Source organism: Telluria sp. ZB4P36, assembly GCF_059685865.1.
Genome location: NZ_JCASIE010000005.1, coordinates 250,240 through 257,038, shown reverse-complemented (window position 1 = coordinate 257,038; position 6,799 = coordinate 250,240). Strand labels below are relative to the sequence as shown.

Here is a 6,799-nt window from a genome sequence, read left to right as displayed (position 1 = left end):
CTGATGCCGTGCTCGCGGCACAGCTCTGGTACTGGGCTGCCGGCTTCGGCCTGCTTGAGGATGGCGATGATCTGGCTGTCGGTAAAGCGGGACGTCTTCATGTAGAGCTTTCTGTGTCTTAAGTAGAAAATTCTACTTCTGATCGCGCTCTTTTTGTGGGGGGGGGGATTACCCCATTCAGGCATCAATCGCCGGCCTTCACTACCATCAATAAATTGCGTTTGCTCAAGTTCCACTTATGCCTGCCCTTGAATAATCAAGGTTTTCTTGGCCTCAAGTGGAAGAGTTCTCAACCGCAGATGGTTACTATCGTAGATACCGCGTTTCGCGCCCCTGGAGTAGAACTTGTGCCTCAAGCCAGCGTCCCCGCTACCGCATACGCTGGTTACAAGGCTCTCCGCGACAGAGTTAAGCGGGACGTTCTGGGAGCACTCGAGCCAGCCATACGGGCGAGCACAGTAGTGACCTTGGATGGCCTCCCCTATCCGGTCAGGTTCCGGAATCAAGGCGCACTGGACAAATGGCAATGCCTGTTCAATGCGCATGAGTGGGGCCAGTGGATGTGGGATGAGTGGGCCAAGCCACGGGCCACCTGCCTCGACTGCATCAACGAGCTGTGTTGGCAAGTCGACCAGCACCTTGAACGACATTCGCGTTACGGGCGACCACCTGGCTGGGCTGACGCTACGTTTGCCACCGTAGTCAGGTGGGCCGCCAATATACACTTCGAACGGCAACGCGGCGCTGTGATCGAGACGATCCCAGCGCTCGACACGCTTCTGATGCATTCGGACATTGACGACACAATGCCGATGCGCTTGTTCTCGCCACCATTCGGTGCGCAGTACCTGCAACTGAATCGCGCCACGGCAGAAAATTTCAGAACAGCCAAGGATCGCGCCGATGGACGCTGGATCGACGGCATCTTCTGTTATGTGAGTAGGCCAAGCCCGTCCGACGATCGCAACGACTTCATCACGGTGATTGAGCTGGTGATCATCTACGGCTCGAACGACAACGGCATCAGCGGGCATCTGCTTCGTGGCCCCTTGATCGCGCCGGACCAGCCCGTCACCGAGTGGGTCAATGGGATCTTGACGCCGCACCGTGGACAGCGCACGCCGCAAGACGAAGTGCTGATGAAGCTGATCAACAATATCGTGAAAGTGTTCCTGTACCTCGGCCTGAAGGACGCGCGCAAAACGATAAATACTGATTACAGCGCCGCACTCAAGCGCTTGGCCGGAACAGGACCAAAGAAGCAGGCGAAACTGCAGCGTCGTCTGGATTCTCTCTATGACCGCATTACGATCGGTCCTGTCAGCGTCCCGCCGATATTGCCAGCGCCAGGCACTGCCGGCACCAAGGCGCCGCACTTGCGGCGCGGCCATTTCCGCAAACAGCCATGTGGCCCGGCCCGCAGTTCTCGCAAGCTGATCTTCGTTGCACCGATCCTGATCCATGCCGACCGGTTGGGTGACCATGCCCCGCCACCGAAAGCGTACGAACTCACAACAGGCCGGGCCCGACCATGACCTGTGGCGGGAACCACGTCATAGCAGCGTACTCAACCTGATTGGAATGGACAGATGGCAGATAACGACATAGCGAACGCGCTCGGCCTCGCTCAGTACAAGCTCGCGACGCGCAACCGCACGCTTCGCCTGATTCTGGAAGGCGCGGACGGAGCCGATGACGAATCGCTACTTCCTCAACGGATAATTGGCAGTGAAGCGGTCTGCGGTGGCTTGGAGTTCCAGATCCTTTGCGTATCCGAAAGCGCAACACTGCCGCTCAAGAACTTCATCGGCGTGCCTTGCGAGCTGCAGGTCGTCACCGACCGTGGGCAACTGCGGCGCATTTGCGGCATCGTGACGGAAGCTGCGTCGGGCCAAAGCGATGGTGGCCTCGCGACCTACCAACTGACCATGCGTGACGCGCTGTCGGTACTGGAAAGCCGGCTTAACACCCGGGTTTTCCGGGACAAGAACGAACTGGACATTATCCAGATACTTGTCAGTGAATGGCAAAAAAGTATGCCGGTCCTGGCGGGTACTTTTGACCTGCACATTGATCCGAGCCTCGACAGCCGTCAACACCCCCAACGCCAGCTCATCATGCAGCACAATGAGTCAGACGCCGGCTTCATCCGGCGGCTGATGCAGCGGCGGGGCATCGCCTGGTTCTTCCGTTCGGGCCTGACGAACGCAAGAAATTCCGCCGGTAGCGAGCAAACATCCAGTATTGGCCACACCCTGGTCCTGTTCGACGATTCCAGCAGGCTCGGCCAGAACGCGGCCGGTAGTGTGCGTTTTCATCGGGACGCGGCCACCGAACAGCGCGACGCCATCACTGGCTGGAGCGCAGTACGCAGGCTCCAGCCGGGCACCGGCTCGTTGCACAGCTGGGATTACCTCCAGCCGCGCAACACGATGTTTATGACGGCCAAAGCGGCATCGCAAGCAGACCAGGGAGAGCGTGGCAACCAGTTAGCCGCCGGACTGGATCACTATCAGGCCGGCGCCCCACACCTTGGTGACAGCCCGCGCGACCTCATGGAATTGGGCTATACGCGGATGGCGCACCATGAATACGCAAGCAAACGGTTCAGGGGCGAAGGCGGAGTGCGCGACCTGGCCGTTGGCGAGTGGTTCAGCTTGGAAGGCCATCCGGAAATCGACACCCACCCCAGCAGCGAGCGCGAGTTCGTCGTCACGTCACAGCACATCACCGCCGAGAACAATCTGCCGGTAGAGATCGGTGCACGTGTAGAGCGGCTGTTCGAACGCAGTGGTTGGCCCCGAGACGCAGCAACGCTCACCGCAGCGTGCGACGGTGAACCGCTACGCTTCAAGACCTGTTTTGAGTGCGTCCGGCGGCACGTCCGTATTGTCCCGCCACGACCTGTCACGCTACCTCCCCAACTGCAGAGTGCGATCGTGGTTGGCCCCGAAAACGAAGTGGTCTGGTGCGATCATCTCGGCCGCGTCAAAGTCCGGTTTCTCGCTACACGGCCGGAGGACCATGCACACGCGGCCGGCGCCGGAAGTTCGGATTCGGATCGCGACTCGGCCTGGGTACGGGTAGCTTCCAATTGGGCTGGCGACGGACCGGGCAACAGTGGTCAGTGTGGCGCGCGCCTGTTGCCGCCCGTCGGCACGGAGGTACTGATCGCCTTCGCCGGCGGCGACCCGGATAAGCCGATCATCATGGGCCAGGTGTACAACGGCGCAGCCCCGCCCCCGGCATTTGTACGGGAAGATGGGCTCCCAGATACCCGCTACCAATCCGGTTTGCGTAGCCGGGAAGTGCGCGGCCAGCGCGGCAACCAGCTCAGGCTGGACGACACCACCGGTCAGATCAGCGCGCAGTTGGCGAGCGACCACGGTGTGAGTGAACTGAACCTGGGATACCTCACGGAACCGCGGCGGCAGGATGGCGCCCGCCCCCGCGGCGAAGGCGCGGAGTTGCGTACAGACGAAGCAATCGCGTTGCGGGCTGCGCGCGGGATCCTGATCAGCGCCTGGAAGCTGCTCGGCGGCGCCGGCACCAAAGGCCCGCAGTTGGCACGCGACGACTACCTGAACCTTCTGCGCGAGTGCGGCGAGCTGTGCACTTCCCTCGGTAGCTACGCCGCGGAACACAAGGGCCTGGAGTTCGACACCAAGGAGCAGGAAGCCCTGCTTGCACGGTTCAAGCAGTGGGAGGAAGGCAGCAACACCGCGCCGGAAAGCCCCGAGCCAAGGGAACCGGTAATCGCGATGACCTCACCCGCCGGGATTGGTTTCGCGAGTTCCAGAGCCATCGTGAGCTACTCGGCCAGCAACATTGACACGGCCGCACAACAACATCTGCAGCTCACCGCAGGTCAACGCTTCGCAGTCAATGCCGGCAACGGCGTCTCGTTTTTTGCCCGCAGTGGCGGGCTCAATGCGATCGCACACACCGGCACGCTGCTGCTGCAGAGCCAGCACGACGACATCGCTGTCAACTCGGCGAAGGACATCCAGGTAACTGCCAATGAAGGCGCGATTACCGTCGCAGCCAAAAGCATCCTGTTTGTGACGGCAGACGGCTCATTTCTCAAACTGGGTGAAGGATCGCCAGTCCTGGGGAGCAAGCAAGCGCTGAAGTTCCATGCGCCGGATTTTATCTGGGAGGGCCCCGAGACCATGAACGCCGAGCTCCCCGTATTCAAGAAGGACGGAACCGATCTTGCCTTTGAACCGCGCCTCTACCCCCATCTCGACGGCGGCGTACCCGCAGCCGGACTGGTTTACAAGATCGAGTCGCCTGCCGGAAGCAGCGAGGGTGAAACGGACGCTGCGGGCAAAACCACGATTTTAGAGCACGAACAGATGCACGCTGCGCGTATTCATTTCGAGGAGAAAGGGCAGTCATGAGCAAAGCAAAGAGCTCTGGGCTTTACAAAAAACTGCCTTTCGGCAGAGGCACCGGGGAAGGCGTAACCCTGCCGAAGAAAGGGAACAAAAGGATTGTCGGGGTAAGACACAACCTGCCCGGCTCGATCATCATCGTACATGGCGTGAATGACATAGGAGTGAGTTACGACGCTGTCGAATCGGGCCTGTGCGAAGGCCTGGCCGAACGCCTGTGCGGTGATTTGACACCAGCTACTTACCGGATGCCCCAAACCACAGACCGAAACAAGCTGGAGGAAGATCCGGACGCCGTTTTCTACAAGCGCAAGATCACCGACGAAACCCATAGCCCGGTCATTCCGTTCTACTGGGGCTTCCGGGAAGAAGCGGCGCATGTGCGCCACTGGAAGACGACACCGCATGGCCAGGCAACCGACCGTTACGGAAATCGGCTCGACAGGGATTTCTCAAAGGAAGGGGGACCGTTTGCCAACGCAACGTCCTCGCTTCCGGAAATGTGGAACCGGGGCAAAGGCAACGCCATGGGGGCCATTGACATGGCAGCGCGTGATGCAACCCACCCCCTCCTGAAAAACCCGGGCCGGCTCTACATGATCCTGGCAGCCCGCCGGCTCGCCGCACTCATTTCGATGATCCGCGACTACGACGAAAACGAAACGGTCTCGATCGTCGCGCATAGCCAAGGTTGCCTTCTCAGCCTACTTGCCCAAGCGTTCCTACTCGACCCGAACATGCAGAAGGAGCAGCCGGGGGGGCGCCCGGCCGACACACTGATCCTGTGCAATCCCCCGTACAGCCTGATCGACGAACTGCCGACGACCGCAGCCCTGGCCGACGGTTATGCGGGCGGAGATGCGCTGATGACGGCAGGGAACAAGAACCGCTACCAATACATCAGCGGTGGACAAACCTTGCACGCCCGTTTGACCACGCTGGCGAACATTGTCAAAGGGGTCCACGCCAAGAAGCACCAAACCCCTGCGCTGGCGGAACTGACCGATACAAAAAAGCATGTCGGCGCAGTCGGCCCCAAATGGACGGCCGCGAAAGACCGCGACAATCGAGGCAAGGTCTACCTGTACTTTTCGCCGGAAGACATGACGGTGGCATTCGCTGGCGTCGCGGGGATAGGCTGGCAAGGCGTACCAGAACTCTTGCGCGGCCACAGACTCGAGGCTCGTCAGGTGAGTGCGCGTGCATCGTTTAAGGATTTCGCACCACAGCACGCCAAAACGGCAGCAGCGCCGACGCAGACAACACGCAAACCGCTTTCGGAGCTGGGCAGTGGCTTCTTTCAGCGCGTTTTTACTCTAAAGCGCCGCCCGAACTTCCGAAACGGCCAGTTTGCCATGGTCGGGCAACCGCCTCACGACTTCGCACTACGGGTTCCCGATGAAGACGATCACGCACACACAGCCGCCAGCGACTCGCTTACAAGCAATCATTTCTTGCGGGAGCGCTTACCCGCTCTAGACGACGCACCCAGCGACGCTTCTCCCGAAGAGCGGGCGCGATTCGGGCTGCGCCGTATCACCGGCGAGGCACTGCCGAAGCCGATTATTGCCAGTATGGGCGATGGCGCCTTCCCCGATGCGCAGAAGCGCTACGGCGCCAGCGAGAACGTCGACCAGATCGACGCTGCGGTTTCCGTTACTAGCGATTACGGTATTAACGAAAGCTACTGGGAGTGCATCGCGGACCCGGGCGGTATCGCGGCGACCCTGCGCGGCTATCAACCGGTTCCGAGCCCGCGTCCCACCCTGCACAAGGGCAAGGTGGCGAAATGCAGCGAGTATCGTGCGGCATTAACGGAGGCGCTCAACCGCGACAAGAAAAACGAGGACAAGTGCCAGGTGAAGAATGTGTATGCCTGCCTGGAGTTCGACCGTCTCCTTAATCCGCCCAAGCTGTTGATCGAACGGACCGAGACGCCGAACGAGGCACGCCTGCGCTGGCAGAAGACTGCTGTATCGCGCTCGTTCCACAGCGCGATTTACGGTGGGCGCAAGAACCACAGCCATGTGACCGCCTACGACGTGGCAATCGGCGGCGGGAAGGCGCCAACCGATCCGCAGTTCTACAGATACCTGTGCGCGGTGGCGGACTGGCGGTTGAAGGAACCACGCCAGGGCGAAGAAATTCGCCCTGGCATTCTCACTTGGAAAAAATTCCAGACGTTGTATGCGGCGTACTGGGCAGACGAACGCCCATGGCGCAAGGCACTGATCGAAGGCACGAAAGAGTATTACTCCACCGGCAAACTGCCTGCCGACCTGCCACTTCCGCCAGAGGGACTTCCACCCGCCCTCGTCGTTGAATCGATGTCGGGACAAGTGGGGAAAACCGAACGGGTGACTTCATGAACCGATTGCTACCAGCATTGCTCTTCATGATAT

General features: G+C 60.3%; 4 protein-coding genes. 3 read left to right on the top strand and 1 reads right to left on the bottom strand.

The features are described from left to right. The coding region (locus AC56LK_RS10415; RefSeq protein ID WP_497184478.1) for a transposase at positions 1 to 101 on the bottom strand (101 nt) is incomplete at its 3' end. A 645-nt stretch (positions 102 to 746) separates the two neighbouring features. Between AC56LK_RS10415 and AC56LK_RS10410 the strand changes: the two genes are divergently transcribed. Genes AC56LK_RS10410 through AC56LK_RS10400 form a run of 3 tightly spaced genes read left to right on the top strand, consistent with a single transcriptional unit; the run spans position 747 to position 6,766 of the window. Further along, the gene (locus tag AC56LK_RS10410; RefSeq protein ID WP_497184471.1) at positions 747 to 1,535 is read left to right on the top strand and encodes an AcrVA2 family anti-CRISPR protein; all 789 of its coding nucleotides are present in this window, start codon (positions 747 to 749) and stop codon (positions 1,533 to 1,535) included. Positions 1,536 to 1,589: 54 nt separating this feature from the next. Continuing rightward, the gene (locus AC56LK_RS10405; RefSeq protein ID WP_497184470.1) at positions 1,590 to 4,403 is read left to right on the top strand and encodes a type VI secretion system Vgr family protein; all 2,814 of its coding nucleotides are present in this window, start codon (positions 1,590 to 1,592) and stop codon (positions 4,401 to 4,403) included. Continuing rightward, positions 4,400 to 6,766, top strand: a complete 2,367-nt coding sequence (locus AC56LK_RS10400; protein ID WP_497184469.1) for a T6SS effector phospholipase Tle3 domain-containing protein — start codon at positions 4,400 to 4,402, stop codon at positions 6,764 to 6,766. Before AC56LK_RS10405 ends, AC56LK_RS10400 begins: the two co-directional genes overlap by 4 nt. The last annotated feature ends 33 nt before the right edge of the window (positions 6,767 to 6,799 follow it).